This is a genomic window from Sphingobium agri, assembly GCF_023051225.1.
GTDB lineage: Bacteria > Pseudomonadota > Alphaproteobacteria > Sphingomonadales > Sphingomonadaceae > Sphingobium > Sphingobium agri.
In genome coordinates this window covers 62966-79087 of the sequence record NZ_JALKHS010000008.1, presented here as the reverse complement: position 1 = coordinate 79087, position 16122 = coordinate 62966, and the positions used below count along the sequence as shown (strand labels likewise).

The window sequence follows — 16122 nt, the reverse complement described above, 5'->3', positions numbered from 1 at the left end:
TCAAAAGGCGAACTCCGTGATGATCGGAATATGATCCGACGGCTTGACCCAGCTTCGCGCCGGTTCGACGACCCGATGTGAGACGGCCTTGTCAGCGACGTCCTGCGTCATCCACATATGGTCCAGCCGCCGTCCCCGGTCGGACTCCGCCCAGTCGCGCGCGCGATAGCTCCACCAGGTGTAAAGGCGCTGGGGTGCGGGAAAGAATTTGCGGCCGATGTCCACCCAATTGTTTGAATGCTGCAACCGGCTGAGCAGTTCGCATTCGATCGCCGTATGGCTGACCACGTTCAGCAGTTGCTTGTGGCTCCACACATCGCATTCCATCGGGGCGATATTGAAATCGCCGGTCAGGATGGTCGGCATGTCTTCGAGCTGGGAAGACCACTCGATCATTCGCTCAAGGAAGTCGAGCTTCTGGCCGAACTTCGGATTGACCGTCCGGTCGGGAACATCGCCGCCCGCTGGGACGTAGACATTTTCGATGCGGACCCCATTGTCCAGACGAATACCGACATGGCGCGCTTCCCCATTGGCTTGCCAGTCCAACCGGTCATCCTCATGGATCGGCACCTTGCTCATGATCGCGACGCCATGGTGCATGCGCTGTCCGTTCAGCACCTGATGAACATAACCCAAGCGCCGGAACATCTCCGTCGGGAATGTCTCGTTCACGACCTTTGTTTCCTGAAGGCAAAGAAGGTCAGGCGCTTCTTCGGTCAGGAAGCGTTCGACGATGTCGATTCGGGCGCGGACGCTGTTGATGTTCCAGGAGGCGATGCTGAGTGTCTTCGGCATGCTGATCCCCTAAGACCCTGTGAAGGCCCGCGCAAGCTTGGGCGCCGCGCCGCATGATCCTGACACAGTAAGACCCCCGCTCCGGGGGCATGGAACGGGGGTCTCGATCGCGCCCTTGAAGCGCTTTGCGGCGGGAGTGACATCCGAGTAACAGGGGGGAAATCCCGGATTTCGTCTCGCGCCGTGGAGTCCTTATTAGGGCTGCGGATATGAGCCCAAGATGAACAGGATTTATCCTATCACCGTCCATCTCACGCCAGACCCGCTTCATCCGCCCGCAGCACGCCCTTTCGGCCGTGGGTCTGTCCAGCGGAACGCAGAATCAGCAACGGGAACGCCGTAACGCTGGTTCGACAGGCGAACCGTCGTGCGGTTATTCTGCGAATCCAGCGCCACCCAGCCATAGAGTTGCAGGCCAGCGGGGCCAGCCGGATCCTTCTGGAAGATCATCGTGATGGTCCCGAACTCGGGCCGCTTGGGATCGCGCGCCTGTACACTGATGACCTTCGGATCGCCGGTCTGGATCAGCTTGCCGAAGCGGGACAGGTCCTTCTTCGGGTCGAGCAAGGCGCCGAGCGGCGAGCTGCCGATCGGCCAGCGCTGTACCTGACGGACCTCATAGTCGATCATGGTCAATGCCTTGCCATCCCCGACGATGAGCAGCGGCACCCCCTTCTGATATTGGAACCGCACCTTGCCCGGTTGCCTGATGGTGAGCTTGCCCGACAATGTCTGACCGGCGCGGTCGGTTTGCACGAAGTCCGCCGTCATGGTCGTGACGCCACGGATATAGGCATTTACCTGCGCCAAGCCGCCCTGCGCCTGCTGCGCTGGTGCGGGCGACGCAGGGATGATCAGGGGCGCGGCGGCCAGAGCCAAGGCGAGGGGCGCAACCAAGCGCTTCATGTATTTTTCTCCGCTTTGTTGAGAAAACAATATGTAAGGGTCAGGCGTTGAACCCATCGTGAACTGATGCGTTCCTGATCACGCGCGCCAATAAGGCCGTTCTGCAGCCGGATGTAAATTCCTGACAGATCAAAAAAAAGGCTGGTCCGAAGACCAGCCTGGAAAGTTTTAGGAGAGGATGCCTGAAAGGCCCGTCCTTATTGAACGGTCCCGATCATTTTCGCAAATGCGTTGAGCATCGCGCCGATTGCGTTTTGCGCAATCGTCAAAGCGGATTGCCATTTTCGTCACGCAGTACTTCACGGCGTCCGACATGGTTGGGGGCACCGACTAGCCCTTCTTCCTCCATCCGTTCTATGAGGCGCGCGGCCGAGTTATAGCCGATGCGCAGCTGGCGCTGGAGCCAGCTGGTCGATGCCTTCTGATTCTCGAACACCAGCTGACACGCCTTGCGGAACAGCTGAGCGTCGGGGCTGTCATCGCCCAGATCCACCCCATCCAGGGCAAAGCTGCCCTCTTCGGGTTCCTCGGTTACGGCGGCGATATAGTCGGGTTGGCCCTGTGCGCGCCAATGATCGGCGACGACGCGTACCTCATCGTCGGACACGAACGGTCCATGGACGCGCATCAGCCCCTTGCCGCCATGCATGTAGAGCATGTCGCCCTTGCCCAGCAGTTGCTCGGCGCCCTGTTCGCCCAGGATCGTGCGGCTGTCGATCTTCGAGGTCACGAAGAAGCTGATGCGGGTCGGCAAGTTCGCCTTGATGACGCCGGTGATGACGTCGACCGATGGGCGCTGCGTCGCGAGGATCAGGTGGATGCCGGCAGCGCGCGCTTTCTGTGCAAGGCGCTGGATCAGGAATTCCACTTCCTTGCCAGCCGTCATCATCAGGTCGGCAAGTTCGTCCACCACCACCACGATCTGTGGCAGCGGCTGGAAGTCGAGCTGCTCTTCCTCGTAGATCGGCTTGCCGGTTTCGGGATCATAGCCGGTCTGGACGCGGCGGCCGAGCGGCTTGCCTTTGGCTTTTGCCGCCCGGACCTTCTCATTGTAATTGGCGAGGTTGCGGACGGAGATCGACGCCATCATGCGATAGCGGTCCTCCATCTGCTCGACCGCCCATTTCAGGGCCCGGATCGCCTTGCTCGGCTCGGTGACTACCGGCGACAGCAGATGGGGGATGTCGTCATAGGTCGACAGTTCCAGCATCTTGGGATCGATCATGATGAGGCGCAGCTGATCCGGCGTCATGCGATAGAGCAGCGACAGAATCATGGCGTTGAGGCCGACCGACTTACCCGAGCCGGTGGTGCCCGCGATCAGCAGGTGCGGCATGGGGGCGAGGTCGGCGATGATCGGCTCGCCCGATATGTTCTTGCCCAGGATGATCGGCAGGGTGGCGTCCTGCGCAAATTGTTCGGACGTGATCAACTCGCGGAACGACACGCCTTCGCGATTGGCGTTGGGCAGTTCGATGCCAATGACCGTGCGGCCGGGTATGGTCGCGACGCGGGCCGACAGAGCGGACATGTTGCGGGCGATGTCGTCAGCCAGCGCGATCACGCGGCTCGCCTTTATGCCGGGCGCGGGTTCCAGTTCGTACATGGTGACGACCGGGCCGGGTCGCACTTCGACGATGTTGCCTTTGACATGGAAGTCATCAAGCACGGATTCGAGCAGGCGCGCATTGCGTTCAAGCGCCGCCTTGTCGATCTTCTGCGCCTGGCCAGCCGGAATCGGGTTGAGCAGATCGGCCGAGGGAAGCGAGCTGTTGCCGAACAGGTCATCCTGAGACACCGGCGCCATTTGCCGTTGGGCGGGCGCAGGTTTGGGAGTCTGGATGGTGATTGGCGGCTTGGGCTCGTTCGACACGGCGCGCCGGGGCGCGATGACGCGTTCCTCCGCACCTTCATCATCATCGTCGGCTTCGGCGGGAGCGTTGCCTGCGAAGGCAAGCGCGGGCTTGGGCAGGCTGAGACGCGGCAGGGTCGGGCGGCGCAGCGCTAATATCGGCTTTTCCAGCGCAAGACTGCGATACCAGGTGAAGAAACCGGCGATCAGCATTAAAATGACGAGGATGCCAGTGATCCACCCTTGCGCGGCGGGTGCGGCGGAGGTGAGGCTGCGCACGCCGTTGGCGGTGGCGAGGCCGATGAGGCCGCCCCAGCCCGAAGGCAGGTCGATGAGCGAGTCCGGTTGGAACATCGCAAGCGCCATGCCGATGAGGACGATGCCGAGCAGGCATTTGCCGAACTGTCCTTTCCAGCCGGTCATGTCCTGATCGCCCCAAAGGCGGCGGGCGGTGATCGCCAGCAGCGGCAGGACGAGGGCGACGGGGACGCCGAGCAGGGTGAAGAGGAAGGCGGAGACCCAAGCGCCGGGCCAGCCCATGATGTTCTGGACCTGATTGTCGGCGACGGTCATCATCGATGGGTCGCTCAGGCGGAAGCTGAGCAGGGCGAGCGCCAGGAACAGGGTAGCCAGCATCAACGCGATCGCGCTGATCAGCGCGCCGCTGCGGATGAGGCTGCGTTTCAGCATTTCGCGCCATTCCGGCGTGCGCTTGGCTCCGCGGCTGACAGCCATGGCTTTCGAATGTCCCCCAAATGTTCCGTTCCGGCACAATGCGCCGAGCGGGGAGTGTGCGTCAAGAGTCCGCTGTTTCGGCTGGTCGTGGGAAAGTCATGAAGAAAGTGGTGAGAAAAACGCGTTTTTCAGCGGGCGTCGAAATCGACAAGTCATGCGATTCCTTCATGCATTTGCGCTGGCGGACCGGAGCGCATGGCGATGAGGCAGCCCGCGACGATCAGGGCCGCGCCCGCGATGGTGGAGAGGGTCAGCCGTTCGCCAAAGGCAAGCCAGCCGATGATCGCGGCCCAGAGGAAGGCGGTATATTCGACCGGAATCAGATGCTGCGCCTCCGCCCGCGCATAGGCCCATGCGAAGGCGGCGAGCGAGGTGAAGGCGAACGCCGCGCAGGCGGCGATCAGCAGGAAGGAGGCGGGCACGGGCAGATCGAGGCGGAGCGGCACGAGATCGGGTGCCGCCCAAGCAGCGATGGCGCAGAGACTAAAGAGGATGAACATGATGCCATGCTGGAAGAAGGCGACCTCCACCGGCGAGGCGAGCTGCGCCTGCTGACGCTGGATGATGAGGTTCCATGCGAAAAGGACAGCGGAAACCAGCACGGCGATGGCGCCGAGCAGGGCGTCCCAATCATAGCTGTCCTGCATCCGACCCGACAGGATGACAGCAACGCCGACCAGGCCGAGCAGCGACGCGCTGATGGCGCGCTTCCCGATCCGTTCGCCAAGCAGCAGCGCGGCGAGATAAAGGGCGATGAGCGGCGCGATGAAGGACAGGGCGATGGCTTCGGCAAGCGGCATGCGCATCAGCGCCCAGAAGAAGAGGCTGGCCATCAGCGTCACGACGACGCCGCGCAGGACATGGAGGCGCAGCACCGCCCTGTCGGGCCAGCGGTGGCCGGTCGGCAGCATGATGGCGAGGCCGAGCAGCGTTCCGGCGAGAGCGCGCCAGAACAGGGCGTTAAAAAGGCCGAGCGAGAGGCTCAAGCCTTTCATCGTCGCGTCCATGATGGCGAACAGCAGGACGGCGAGACAGGATACCGCGAAGGGGATGGCGAGGGAGCGGCTCTGGGTCATGGGGTCATGGCATCGGTTGGGATGGTTGGAGTTTGCCTAAGAAAGGGCCTTCGGCTGCCTGCTTGCATCAGACGCTCAGGAGAAGGCTTCGACAAGCTCAGTCCGAACGGGGGTTGGGCGGAACCGCAGAGGAGAGGTCAAGCTCAGCGGGACCGTCTTAGGCAAGCAGGCTGGCGAGCGATCGAGAAGAAAGCCCCCTCCCCTATTCCGCCGCCTCGGCCCGACCTGCATCCGTTGTTTCCGCCTCGATCTTTGCCGCTTCGATCTCCGCTGCCTTGGCTTCGACCAGTTGGACGATATGGTCGATCATGCCTTCGTCCTGGATGGTGTGGTCGGTGAGGCCGGAGAGATAGACCATGTGCTTGCCTGCGCCGCCGCCGGTAAGGCCGATGTCGGTTTCGCGCGCTTCGCCGGGACCGTTGACAACGCAGCCCAGGACCGAGAGCGACAAGGGCGTGTGGATATGCTGGAGCCGTTCCTCCAGCGCCTGAACGGTGCGGATGACGTCGAAGCCCTGGCGCGCGCAGCTGGGGCAGGAGATGACCTTCACCCCGCGCGTGCGGATGCCGAGGGACTTCAGGATCTCATAGCCGACCCGCACTTCCTCCTCCGGTTCGGCGGAGAGGGACACGCGGATGGTGTCGCCGACCCCGGCCCAGAGCAGGTTGCCGATCCCGATCGCGCTTTTCACCGTGCCGCCGATCAGGCCGCCCGCTTCGGTGATGCCAAGGTGCAGGGGGCAATCGACCGCGTCGGCGAGTTGCATATAGGCAGCGACGGCAAGGAAGACGTCGCTCGCCTTCACCGCGACCTTATATTCGTGGAAGTCCTGATCCTGCAGCAGCTTGATATGATCGAGCGCGCTTTCGACCAGCGCTTCCGGGCAAGGCTCGCCATATTTTTCGAGCAAATCCTTTTCGAGGGAGCCTGCGTTGACGCCGATGCGGATCGCGCAGCCATTCGCCTTGGCGGCGTCCACCACTTCCTTGACGCGCGCCTCCGAACCGATGTTGCCGGGATTGATGCGCAGGCAGGCCGCACCCGCGTCGGCCGCTTCGAGTGCGCGCTTATAGTGAAAATGGATATCGGCGACGATCGGCACGCGGGCGGCGCGCACGATCTGCTTCAATGCGGCAGTCGATTCCTCGTCCGGGCAGGACACGCGGATGATGTCGACGCCGACTTCCTCGCAGCGGCGAATCTGGTCGATCGTTGCGCGCACATCATGGGTCGGCGTGTTCGTCATCGTCTGCACGGTGACAGGCGCGCCGCCCCCCACCGGCACATTGCCCACCATGATCTGGCGGCATTGACGCCGGGCGATGTCGCGCCAGGGACGCAGGCCGGGATTATGGTCGGACATGAACTGGGGGCTCCGTGCTGATGGAGCCCCTATAGTGATTCATGGACCAAGTTAGAAGCGTGCCGTCACCGATGCGGCAATCTGATCGGCATTGCCGCTGGTCCGGGACAGGGTGGTGACGGTCGTGGCGGCAGGGCTTCCACCATAATAGGTGTCGGGACGGATGATCGTCGCCTTTTCCACGAAATTATGGGCGTAGCTGAGATTGAGGGCGAGATTGGGCGAGACATTATAGGTCGCCCCTGCCGACAGCCAGGCGCGATCGCCATCGGGCACGCGGGTCGTCAGGAACTGCGCATTGGTGGGCGTGCGATCGAACATCGTGCCCGCGCGCAGGGTCAGCGCCGGATTGACATCATATTCGCCGCCCAGGCTGACGCTGTAGCTGTCCCTGTAATCCAGTTCCTTGATCGAGGTGCGGCCACCGGCCGTGATCGCGATCGATTTGAAGACCGACCAATTATACCAGCGGGCGCTGATCAAGGCGCGCAGGCGCGGCGTCAGCCGGTGCATGAAACCGGCGGTCACGATGTCGGGAAGATTGAGCGGGGCGCTGACACCGGTGCTGCCATTCTGGGCGGCAAGGAGGCTTTGCAGGCCCGATATGGTCTGCGTGCCCGTCATGCTATGATCGATGCCCGACCGATAGGAAATGCCGATATTGGTCACGCCGTTGGTGTAGAAAAGGCCAGCGTGCCATCCGACGCTCCAATCCTTCCCCTTCACCTCCGCAAGACCATCGGCCGCGATCAGCGGCGTGAGCTGCGGCAAGGCGTTGGTCAGCGTGACTTTCACATATTGCACGTCCACGCCGCCGCCGATCGAGAAATGATCGTCCAGCTTGTAGGCGGCCGATCCCTGCATGTTATAGGTCTTCAGGTCGGTGTGAAGGGAGTCGTAGCGACCGAAAAAGCCCTCATCATAGGCAAGCTTCAGCCCGAACGGCGCATTGACGCCCGCACCGATCCACAGCCGGTCCGTGACCTGCCCCGTGACATAGAAGCTGGGCACGGGGATGAGTTTGTCGAACGGATTGCCGCCGGAATTGCCAGCAACTGGAACGGTGGCGCCGGGCAGCCCCGGGACGGTGCGATTGCTGCCCTGATTTTGCTGGCTCGCAGTCGCGAACAGGGCAATCACGCCAGCAGACAGTTGAGCGCCCGGAAGCTCCGTCATGGCGGCGGGGTTGAAATAGATGGCGGAAGGATCATCGGCTGCCGCGCCCGCACCGGAAAGCGCCCGACCGGTCTCCTTGGGCGATTGTTCCTGAAGATAGAAGCCACCTGCGAATGCTGGGAGTGGCAGTGCGACCAGCCCCGCGGACAGACAAGCGGTGGCAGCGCGGCGGCTTAGAAACATGCAGATCCCCCTTCTTCAAACCCGTGCGGCGCGAAGCGCGCAGATGTGGCACCGGCTATGGCAGCGATATGGTAAATTTCCCGTTCGGAAAATCCGCTGTGGCCGCTGGAGGCAAAAAAAAGCCGCCCCAAGGGACGGCCTGGAAGTTTTAGGAGAGGATGCCTGAAAGGCCCGTTCCTTGTGCAGATCGGCGCTGCTTTTCGCAACTGCGAAAGAAAACTACACGGTTGCGTTTATTGCAACTGTCGGTGAAACCGGCTGATGCCGTAGCGGAAGATGCAACCAAGAACGTTGACGGTTGCCGCTTTTTTTTTGCTTTCCTCTGCTTCTTTACCCATCAAGGCCCGGCACATGCGGTGACAGATAACTCCACAGGTCGGTCCGAAGACGCTCGAGTCCCGGTTGATCGTGCGACTCGATTCTGGCGACCAATTCCGCCTGGGTGTTGGAGGCGCGCAATAGCCACCAGCCCTCTTGCCTCGTCACCCTGGCGCCATCGATGTCGTTCAGGATTGCGCCCTCCGCCCGCAGCCGGGCGATGATGTCCCGCATGATCGCGAATTTGCGGTCCTCCTCGACGGCAAATCGCAGTTCGGGGGTGTTCACCAGCGGCGGCAGATCGTCATGCAGGGCGGTGATGGTCTTGCCCTCATAGCTTGCCATGCGGATGACGCGCAGCGCGGCGTACAGGCCGTCGTCAAAACCCAGATAATCGTCGGCGAAAACGATGTGGCCGGTCATTTCGCCGCCCAAGGGGCTGCCGATCTGCTTCATCTTCGACTTGATATGGCTGTGCCCGGTTTTCCACATGAGCGGCTGGCCACCCAGCGCGGCGATCCGGTCGAACAGTATCTGGCTGCATTTCACGTCGGCGACGATGGTGGCGCCCGGCCGTTCCTGAAGCACTGGCCCGGCCAGCAGGGCGAGCAACTGGTCGCCCCAGATGGTGCGGCCCTGCGCATCGACGACACCGACACGATCGCCGTCACCGTCGAAGGCCAGTCCGAAATGGAGCTTGTTCGCGAGGACAAGATTCCGAAGGTCGTGCAGATTCTCCTCGATTGTCGGGTCGGGGTGATGATGGGGAAAATTGCCGTCTATTTCGGTGAAAAGCGTGTGATGCTCACCCGGCAGCAGCTTGACGAGCTTGTCCACGACCGGACCCGCTGCGCCATTGCCCGCGTCCCAGCCGATGCGCCAGGCGGTGCCGTCAAATCCTTCCATGAGCCGCGCGACATAGCGGTCCATGACGTCGATGGCGCAGCTGCTGCCGCTGCCCGCTTCCCAATCGCCAGCAGCGGCGATGGCGCCAAGACGGGCGATGTCGGGCCCAAAAAAGGCTTCATGCGCAAGTACCAGCTTGAAGCCATTGTGATCGGCGGGATTATGGCTGCCGGTTACCTGGATGCCGCCATCAACATCGAGCAGCGTTTCGGCATAATAGAGCATTGGCGTGGGGCCGATGCCGACGCGCAGCACGTCGATGCCGCTGGCTTGAAGGCCATCAGCCACGGCCTGTTCCAACATGGGCGAACTGAGGCGGCCGTCGCGCCCAAGCACGACCGCTGAACCGCCCCTGCGCCTGACGATCGTGCCGAAACTGCGGCCGAGGGCATAGGCGTCTTCCTCGCCCAATGTTTTGCCGACGATGCCGCGCATGTCATATTCGCGCAGCAGCGAAGGGTGGAAGTGGTGGGACATGAGCCCTGTTCTATCGCCCTAGCGGCTGGGCGGCTGCTGTTTTTTGTCCGATTCAGACAGCAGCAGGTCGCGGGCGGCGTTGATTTCCGCCGCCAGGGCTTCCGTGCCGCCGCGATCGGGGTGGACCGAAGCGATCAGCCGCCGGTGGGCTGCGCGGATCATATTTTCGTCGGCATCCTCAGGGACGCCGAGCAGGGCGCGCGCTCTGGCGATGCTGGCCGGTTCGGGGGCTGCCTTGGGAGCGGCGGAGCGCTTTTTATGGCGCGACTGGTTCATGAAAAAGAGCGCCGCGCCAAGCAGCAACGGCGCTCCGGCGAGCGGCTTGCCCTTGGCCGCCATGACCGCGCCCACCAGCGCGCCCCCCAACACCATGCCATCCTTCACACTCATGCGCTGCAAACGTCCCGTCCAGATGAGCCAGGCGGCGAGCCCGAGAAGAAGAAAGGCGAAAAGACCCATCAGGCCGCGCCGAGAAGATCGACCGGCGTCCTTTCCTCACGCGAGGGAAGGGCAAGGCCGGAGACCATCTCGCGCAGTTCCTGGCGGGCGGCGATGTGGCTTACGCCTAGGTCGCCCAGATGCCCCTTGTCGAGCAGGGTGAGACCGGACGGGAAAAGCTCGCGGAAGATGACGCGCTCGGAGAGGCCGGGAATGACGCGGAAGCCGACGCGGCGGGAGAGTTCCATCAGGGCGTCGCCCACGCGCTTCTTGTTGCGGGCGTCATGATGCTGGACGCGATTGCGTAGCACGACCCAGTCGATCGAGACACCATCCGCCTTGGCGCGGGTCTTGCGCGCTTCGAAGATGAGCTCGGAATAGAAGGACAGGCGGCGGACCTTGAAGGTTTCCGCGTCGACCTGGCCGATGAGGTCGAAGTCCACGAAGCTGTCGTTCATCGGCGTCACCAGCGTGTGGGCGCGGGCGGCCATGTGGCGTGCAAAAGCGTCGTCACGGCCGGGGGTGTCGACGACCAGGAAATCCTTGCCATCGGCAACCGCGGCGGATTCTTCCTCCAGCGCTTCTATCGTGTCGCCCTTCAGCACGGCGAAGTCCGGCGCGGGGAGGTCGATGTTGCGGCGGCGGGCGGTTTCGGCGCGATTTTCCATGTAGCGCGTGACGGTGCGCTGGCGCGGGTCGAGATCGATCATGCCGACCTTGTAGCCGAGCGCGGTCAAGGCGATGGCGGTGTGCACGGCGGTGGTCGACTTGCCGGTCCCGCCCTTTTCATTGGCGAAGACGATATGATGCGTTTGGGTGTTCGTACCCATTGATAACCCCGTTTATTGCCGCAACGATTCTTGACCCTATTGTCGGGTCGTGCCTTTAGCAGGATAGTCCCCGTGCCCCTGCCATATCGGAGCCCCTCGTCCCGTGCAAACCCTGCGTGACCTTCCTTCCTTAAGAACCGCGATCGATGCGATGAAAAGCGATGGGCGGCCCGTCGCGCTGGTGCCGACGATGGGCGCGCTGCATGAAGGGCATATGGCGCTGGTCGAGGAAGCGCGGCGCCATGCCGGGCATGTCGTCGTGTCGATCTTCGTCAACCCGCGGCAGTTCGGCGCGAACGAAGATCTGGACGCCTACCCCCGGCGCGAGGCCAAGGACGCACAGATGTTGCAGGCCGCAGGCGTCGATGCGCTGTGGGCGCCGACGCCGCAGGTCATGTATCCGGAGGGCTATGCGACCAACATTTCCGTTTCGGGCATCACCGAAGGGCTGGATGGCGCGGCGCGGCCGGGACATTTCGATGGCGTGGCGACGGTCGTCACCAAGCTGTTCAATCAGGTGCAGCCCGACGTCGCGCTGTTCGGCGAAAAGGATTACCAGCAGCTTGCGACGATCCGGCAGATGGTGCGCGACCTTGACATGCGGATCGAGATCATCGGCGTGCCGACGCAGCGGGCCGAGGATGGGCTGGCCCTGTCATCGCGCAACGCCTACCTGACCGACGAGGAGCGCAAGGAAGCACTCGCCCTGCCCCGCGCTTTGGGTGAAGCGGCGCGGCAGATGGAGAAAGGCGCGAGTGTCGAGGCTGCGGTTGCCAAGGCGATCACGATGCTGAGCGCGCATGGCTTCGACCCTATCGATTATGTGACGCTGTGCGACGCGGTGACGCTGGAGCCGATGCAGGTGCTGGATCGGCCCGCACGGCTGCTGGGCGCGGCGAAGCTGGGGCGGACGCGGCTTATCGATAATATTGCGGTGGAGCCTTCCTGAACCTCGTCATTCCAGCGGAGGCTTGAATCGGCCGACGTTCAGCGATGCCTCATGAGATCCCAGCTTTCGCTGGGATGACGCTGTTCAAAAAGGTTTGACGATCACAGCGACCACGATGACTGCGGCGGCGATGCCGGGGACTTCGTTGATCAGGCGCAGCTTCTTTTCGCTTAACGGGCGCAGGCCTTTGGCGAGTTTCTTCGCATAGCCCGCGATCCAGCCATGATAGGCGGAAAGGCCAAGGACGAAGAGCAGCTTCAAGTGGAACCAGCCGAAATGCCAGGCGCCAATTTCCACCATCAGCATGAGGCCGAAGACCCAGACGAGGATCAGAGAGGGATTGAGAATGATCTTGAGCAGCCGCTGCTCGCGGTCGATCCATTTGCGGTCCTCATCCGATCCGACGGCGCATTGATGATGATAGACGAAGAAGCGCGGCATCATGAACAGTCCCGCCATCAGGAAGATGACGAAGATGACATGGGCGGCCTTCACCCACAGATAGGCAGCTCCGAGATAAGGCATCAGCTACTCTTTCCTTGCCGGACATAGGCGATGAGCGCCTCGACATGGGCGATCGGCGTGTCGGGGAGAATGCCATGGCCGAGGTTCAGGATGTGGGGCCGATCTGCAAAGGCTGCGCGGATGTTGTCGACCGATTCCTCGACCGCCCTGCCCCCGGCGATGAGCGCCAGCGGATCGAGATTACCTTGCACAGGCAGGCCCTCCGGCAACACCCGGTTCGCCCAATGGGGATCGATGGTTTCATCGACACCGATCGCGTCAACGCCGGTCCCTGCCGCATAGTCGGCAAGCTTCGCTCCAGCGCCCTTGGGAAAGCCGATGATCGGGACGCCAGGATGCAGGCTTTTCAGCTTTTCGACGATGCGGCGATTGGGTTCGATCACCCAGCGGCTGAACTGAAGCGGCGCCAGGCTGCCTGCCCAACTGTCGAACAGTTGCACCGCCTCTACCCCGGCATCGATCTGGCCTGACAGATAGGTGACGGTGGACTCGATAATGGCATCGATGATCGCGCCGAACCGTTCCGGATCCTGATAGGCGAGACGTCGGGCCGCGCCCTGATCCTTGCTGCCCTGCCCGGCCACCATATAGGTGGAAATGGTCCAGGGGCTGCCTGCAAAGCCGAGGAAGGTGACAGAGGGGTCCAGCGCCGCTTTCACCCGCCGCACTGTTTCATAAACGGCTTCATAGCGGCTGAGGTCAGGCTTCAGCGCTGACAGGTCGGTTTCGCTGAGGATGGGTGCGAGGCGAGGCCCCTCCCCCGTTTCGAACCAGAGATTTTGCCCCATCGCATAAGGAACGATCAAAATGTCTGAAAAGAGGATCGCACCATCGAAGCCGAAACGGCGCAGCGGCTGAAGCGTGACTTCAGCGGCCGCCGGACTGTCATAGACCAGTTCGAGAAATCCGCCCTTTTGCGCGCGCAAGGCACGATATTCCGGCAGATAACGGCCCGCCTGGCGCATCAGCCACATGGGCGGCACGGACAGGCTTTCCCCCTTCAGGACGGAAAGCAGCGGCTTGGAAGGTCCAGCGGAAAGGCCGGCATCTGGTCCCGTCATAATCTCTCTTATTTAGATTCTTAAAAAGGATGATGGAGATAGTAGAGGCGTTGGCAGCGGGGTTTATGCGCTGTGCCCGGATTTGCCAACAGCTTGACTCCTTCACGTCAAGGATTCCGGTGCGAGTCAGTCCGTTCATCCACGTTACCCACAGGCTGTGGATGAAAATGACGGCCTGTGGGAGCCATGTGGATAAGATTCCGGCTAATGTGAGCTACCTAAAAAGGGGTATTTCGTCCGCAACCTATCCCTTGCTTTATCCACAGGCTCCACACAGAGATATGCGTCATGTCGCGTATCCATCTGCATTTGCTGTCTGACTCCACCGGCGAGACACTGGAAAATATCGCCAAGGCGGCGATCGGCGCCTTTGAAAATGTCGAGGCTGTGCGGCATTTCTGGCCGATGGTGCGGTCCGATGTCCATCTCGATCGGATCATGGAGGAGATTTCCGCCAATCCGGGCCTCGTGCTGTTCACCCTGTCCAATCACCAGTTGCGGCGGCGGCTGGAAACGCGCTGTCGGGCGCTGGGCCTGCCCCATGTCGCGGCGCTCGACAGCGTGACCGACGCGCTGTCCAATATATTGGGACAGGAAACCCGCAACCGGCCGGGGCGCAAGCATATCCTCGACGAAGCCTATTTCGCGCGGATCGAGGCGATCCAGTTCACCATCGCCCATGATGACGGCGTGGGCCATGAAAATTGGGAGGAAGCGGACATCGTATTGGCGGGCGTGTCGCGCGCGTCCAAGACGCCGACGTCCATTTATCTTGCCAATCGCGGATACAAGACGGCGAACATTCCGCTGGTGGTGCAATCGCCGCCGCCGCGCAGCCTTTATTCGCTGAGGCACCCGATGGTCGTGGGGCTGACCGTCAGTCCTGAGCGGCTGGTGCAGATCCGCCGCAACCGGCTGCTCTCTTTGAACCAGGCGCCCGAAACCAGCTATGTCGATCTGGAAAAGGTGCAGGAGGAACTGGCCTTTGCCCGGCGCATGTTTGCCGACAATGGCTGGCCAGTGATTGACATGACGCGTCGCTCGATTGAGGAAGCGGCGGCTGCGATCATCAATCTGTTCAATGACCGCGTGTTGGCGGAAGGAAGTGAATCATGATCGTGCTGGCGTCACAAAGCGCAAGCCGCCGAGCGCTGTTGCAGGCGGCGGGCGTTCCGTTCGAAGCGCTCTCGCCGGGCGTCGATGAAGAAGCGGCGAAGGAAGCGCTGCGGGCGGATGGACTGGACGCGCGGGCGCTGGCGGATGCACTGGCGGAGTTGAAGGCGCTGCGCATATCACGCCGGGTGCCGGGTGGATTGATCCTGGGATGCGACCAGACGCTTAGCATCGATGATGGCAGCATGATCGACAAGGCGGTGGATCGCGCGGATGCGGAGCGGATTTTGCGCCTGTTGTCGGGGCGGGTGCATCATCTGCATAGCGCGGCCGTCATCGCGCTGAATGGGGAGCCGATCTGGCGGCACATCGAACGGGTGCGGATGACGGTGCGGCCCTTGTCCGATAGTTTCATAGCTAAGTATCTGGATGAGGAATGGGAGCAGTGCCGCTGGTGCGTTGGCAATTACCGGATCGAAGGGCCGGGCGTGCAACTGTTCAGCAAGGTGGAAGGGAGTCAGTTCGCGATTCAGGGGCTTCCATTGCTGCCGCTGCTTGACTTTCTGCGCATGCGGGGCGTTCTGCCGTCATGACTGACACGCTTCCCTATGCAGAAGTGATCGGCGATCCGATCGCGCACAGCAAATCGCCGCTCATTCATAATTTCTGGCTCGATTGCCTGGGGATCGAGGCGGAATATCGCAAGACGCATGTCACGGCGGAGGGGCTTTCCGCCTATTTTCTGGAGCGCAGGGCGGATCCGGACTGGCTGGGATGCAATGTCACCATTCCGCACAAGATCGCGGTAATGGACTATACCGACGATCCGGGCGGTGTGCGCGAGCGGATCGGGGCGATGAACACGATCGCCAGCGAAACCGGCGGGCCGCTGATCGGGACCAATACCGATGCGGGGGGATTCCTCCAGCCGCTGCTCCGCGACAAGTGGAAAGGGGAGAGCGCCGTGCTGGTTGGCGCGGGCGGCGCGGCGCGGGCGATCCTGTTTGCGCTCACCAGCCTGGGCGTGGCCGATATCACCGTGATGGCGCGCGATGCGGCGAAGGGGCAGGCCTTGCTCGACCGGGCGGAGGTCAAGGGGCGGGTAATCGGCATGGGTGACATGCTTCCGGCGGCGGATCTGCTGGTCAACACAAGTTCGCTCGGCATGGTGGGTCAGCCGGTGCTCGATCTGGATCTTTCCACGCTGCCCGATGGGGCGACGGTCTATGACATCGTTTATGCGCCGCTGGAGACTCCACTGCTCAAGGCAGCGCGGGCGCGCGGATTGAAGGCCTTGGACGGGCTGGAGATGCTGATCGGGCAGGCGGCGCTGGCGTTCGATATCTTTTTCGACGCGCAGGCCCCCCGCGAGCGGGACGAGGAATTGCGCGCATTGCTGCTGGCGGCCTGACGCGC

At 62.3% G+C, this 16122-nt stretch carries 15 protein-coding genes; 4 read left to right on the top strand and 11 right to left on the bottom strand.

Annotation, left to right across the window (positions count from 1 at the left end; all coding sequences use genetic code 11):
- From xth to MU848_RS11520, 9 genes are all read right to left on the bottom strand, one after another.
- Positions 1 to 798, bottom strand: a complete 798-nt coding sequence (gene xth, locus MU848_RS11560) for an exodeoxyribonuclease III (protein ID WP_247232116.1) — start codon at positions 796 to 798, stop codon at positions 1 to 3.
- Between the two features lie 267 nt (positions 799 to 1065).
- Positions 1066 to 1704 (bottom strand): LolA family protein, encoded by a 639-nt coding sequence (locus MU848_RS11555; protein ID WP_097090574.1) that lies wholly within the window; start codon positions 1702 to 1704, stop codon positions 1066 to 1068.
- Between the two features lie 265 nt (positions 1705 to 1969).
- Positions 1970 to 4291 carry an FtsK/SpoIIIE family DNA translocase gene (locus tag MU848_RS11550; protein WP_097090573.1) on the bottom strand — a complete coding sequence of 774 codons (2322 nt, stop codon included), beginning with the start codon at positions 4289 to 4291 and terminating at the stop codon, positions 1970 to 1972.
- Positions 4292 to 4443: 152 nt separating this feature from the next.
- On the bottom strand, positions 4444 to 5367 hold the full coding sequence (locus tag MU848_RS11545; protein WP_247232114.1) for a DMT family transporter: 924 nt from the start codon (positions 5365 to 5367) through the stop codon (positions 4444 to 4446).
- A gap of 202 nt (positions 5368 to 5569) precedes the next feature.
- Positions 5570 to 6730 (bottom strand): flavodoxin-dependent (E)-4-hydroxy-3-methylbut-2-enyl-diphosphate synthase, encoded by a 1161-nt coding sequence (gene ispG, locus MU848_RS11540; RefSeq protein ID WP_201515406.1) that lies wholly within the window; start codon positions 6728 to 6730, stop codon positions 5570 to 5572.
- 51 nt (positions 6731 to 6781) lie between these two features.
- On the bottom strand, positions 6782 to 8089 hold the full coding sequence (locus tag MU848_RS11535; protein WP_247232110.1) for an OmpP1/FadL family transporter: 1308 nt from the start codon (positions 8087 to 8089) through the stop codon (positions 6782 to 6784).
- A 330-nt stretch (positions 8090 to 8419) separates the two neighbouring features.
- Positions 8420 to 9790: a phosphoglucomutase/phosphomannomutase PgmG gene (gene pgmG, locus MU848_RS11530; protein WP_247232107.1), complete on the bottom strand. Its 1371-nt coding sequence runs from the start codon at positions 9788 to 9790 to the stop codon at positions 8420 to 8422.
- An 18-nt stretch (positions 9791 to 9808) separates the two neighbouring features.
- Positions 9809 to 10249 (bottom strand): J domain-containing protein, encoded by a 441-nt coding sequence (locus MU848_RS11525; RefSeq protein WP_247232105.1) that lies wholly within the window; start codon positions 10247 to 10249, stop codon positions 9809 to 9811.
- The gene (locus MU848_RS11520) at positions 10249 to 11058 is read right to left on the bottom strand and encodes a division plane positioning ATPase MipZ (RefSeq protein ID WP_247232103.1); all 810 of its coding nucleotides are present in this window, start codon (positions 11056 to 11058) and stop codon (positions 10249 to 10251) included. Before MU848_RS11520 ends, MU848_RS11525 begins: the two co-directional genes overlap by 1 nt.
- 103 nt (positions 11059 to 11161) lie before the next feature.
- Here MU848_RS11520 and panC point away from each other — a divergent pair, with 103 nt between their 5' ends.
- Entirely contained in the window at positions 11162 to 12007 is an 846-nt protein-coding gene (gene panC, locus MU848_RS11515; RefSeq protein ID WP_247232100.1) for a pantoate--beta-alanine ligase, read from the top strand.
- 84 nt (positions 12008 to 12091) lie between these two features.
- On the opposite strand, the gene MU848_RS11510 is transcribed toward panC, so the two are convergent.
- Both MU848_RS11510 and hemE read right to left on the bottom strand, forming a co-directional pair.
- Positions 12092 to 12532: a CopD family protein gene (locus MU848_RS11510; protein ID WP_201515412.1), complete on the bottom strand. Its 441-nt coding sequence runs from the start codon at positions 12530 to 12532 to the stop codon at positions 12092 to 12094.
- On the bottom strand, positions 12532 to 13593 hold the full coding sequence (hemE, locus tag MU848_RS11505) for a uroporphyrinogen decarboxylase (protein WP_247232090.1): 1062 nt from the start codon (positions 13591 to 13593) through the stop codon (positions 12532 to 12534). The genes MU848_RS11510 and hemE overlap by 1 nt, the downstream gene beginning before the upstream one ends.
- A gap of 288 nt (positions 13594 to 13881) precedes the next feature.
- Between hemE and MU848_RS11500 the strand changes: the two genes are divergently transcribed.
- The 3 genes from MU848_RS11500 to aroE are packed head-to-tail and all read left to right on the top strand — an operon-like array spanning position 13882 to position 16117.
- Positions 13882 to 14709 carry a pyruvate, water dikinase regulatory protein gene (locus MU848_RS11500; RefSeq protein ID WP_097090563.1) on the top strand — a complete coding sequence of 276 codons (828 nt, stop codon included), beginning with the start codon at positions 13882 to 13884 and terminating at the stop codon, positions 14707 to 14709.
- A complete protein-coding gene (locus MU848_RS11495; RefSeq protein WP_247232088.1) occupies positions 14706 to 15299 on the top strand; it encodes a Maf family protein in 594 nt (197 codons plus the stop codon). Before MU848_RS11500 ends, MU848_RS11495 begins: the two co-directional genes overlap by 4 nt.
- Positions 15296 to 16117, top strand: a complete 822-nt coding sequence (gene aroE / locus MU848_RS11490; protein WP_247232072.1) for a shikimate dehydrogenase — start codon at positions 15296 to 15298, stop codon at positions 16115 to 16117. Before MU848_RS11495 ends, aroE begins: the two co-directional genes overlap by 4 nt.
- The last annotated feature ends 5 nt before the right edge of the window (positions 16118 to 16122 follow it).

Excerpts from the sequence above, each read along its gene's own strand:
- hemE (WP_247232090.1), bottom strand. The coding sequence starts at position 13,593 with ATGACGGGACCAGATGCCGGCCTTTCCGCTGGACCTTCCAAGCCGCTG.
- MU848_RS11495 (WP_247232088.1), top strand. The coding sequence starts at position 14,706 with ATGATCGTGCTGGCGTCACAAAGCGCAAGCCGCCGAGCGCTGTTGCAG.
- MU848_RS11520 (WP_247232103.1), bottom strand. The coding sequence starts at position 11,058 with ATGGGTACGAACACCCAAACGCATCATATCGTCTTCGCCAATGAAAAG.
- pgmG (WP_247232107.1), bottom strand. The coding sequence starts at position 9,790 with ATGTCCCACCACTTCCACCCTTCGCTGCTGCGCGAATATGACATGCGC.
- MU848_RS11535 (WP_247232110.1), bottom strand. The coding sequence starts at position 8,089 with ATGTTTCTAAGCCGCCGCGCTGCCACCGCTTGTCTGTCCGCGGGGCTG.
- xth (WP_247232116.1), bottom strand. The coding sequence starts at position 798 with ATGCCGAAGACACTCAGCATCGCCTCCTGGAACATCAACAGCGTCCGC.
- MU848_RS11545 (WP_247232114.1), bottom strand. The coding sequence starts at position 5,367 with ATGACCCAGAGCCGCTCCCTCGCCATCCCCTTCGCGGTATCCTGTCTC.
- MU848_RS11525 (WP_247232105.1), bottom strand. The coding sequence starts at position 10,249 with ATGGGTCTTTTCGCCTTTCTTCTTCTCGGGCTCGCCGCCTGGCTCATC.
- aroE (WP_247232072.1), top strand. The coding sequence starts at position 15,296 with ATGACTGACACGCTTCCCTATGCAGAAGTGATCGGCGATCCGATCGCG.
- MU848_RS11510 (WP_201515412.1), bottom strand. The coding sequence starts at position 12,532 with ATGCCTTATCTCGGAGCTGCCTATCTGTGGGTGAAGGCCGCCCATGTC.
- ispG (WP_201515406.1), bottom strand. The coding sequence starts at position 6,730 with ATGTCCGACCATAATCCCGGCCTGCGTCCCTGGCGCGACATCGCCCGG.
- MU848_RS11555 (WP_097090574.1), bottom strand. The coding sequence starts at position 1,704 with ATGAAGCGCTTGGTTGCGCCCCTCGCCTTGGCTCTGGCCGCCGCGCCC.
- MU848_RS11500 (WP_097090563.1), top strand. The coding sequence starts at position 13,882 with ATGTCGCGTATCCATCTGCATTTGCTGTCTGACTCCACCGGCGAGACA.
- MU848_RS11550 (WP_097090573.1), bottom strand. The coding sequence starts at position 4,291 with ATGGCTGTCAGCCGCGGAGCCAAGCGCACGCCGGAATGGCGCGAAATG.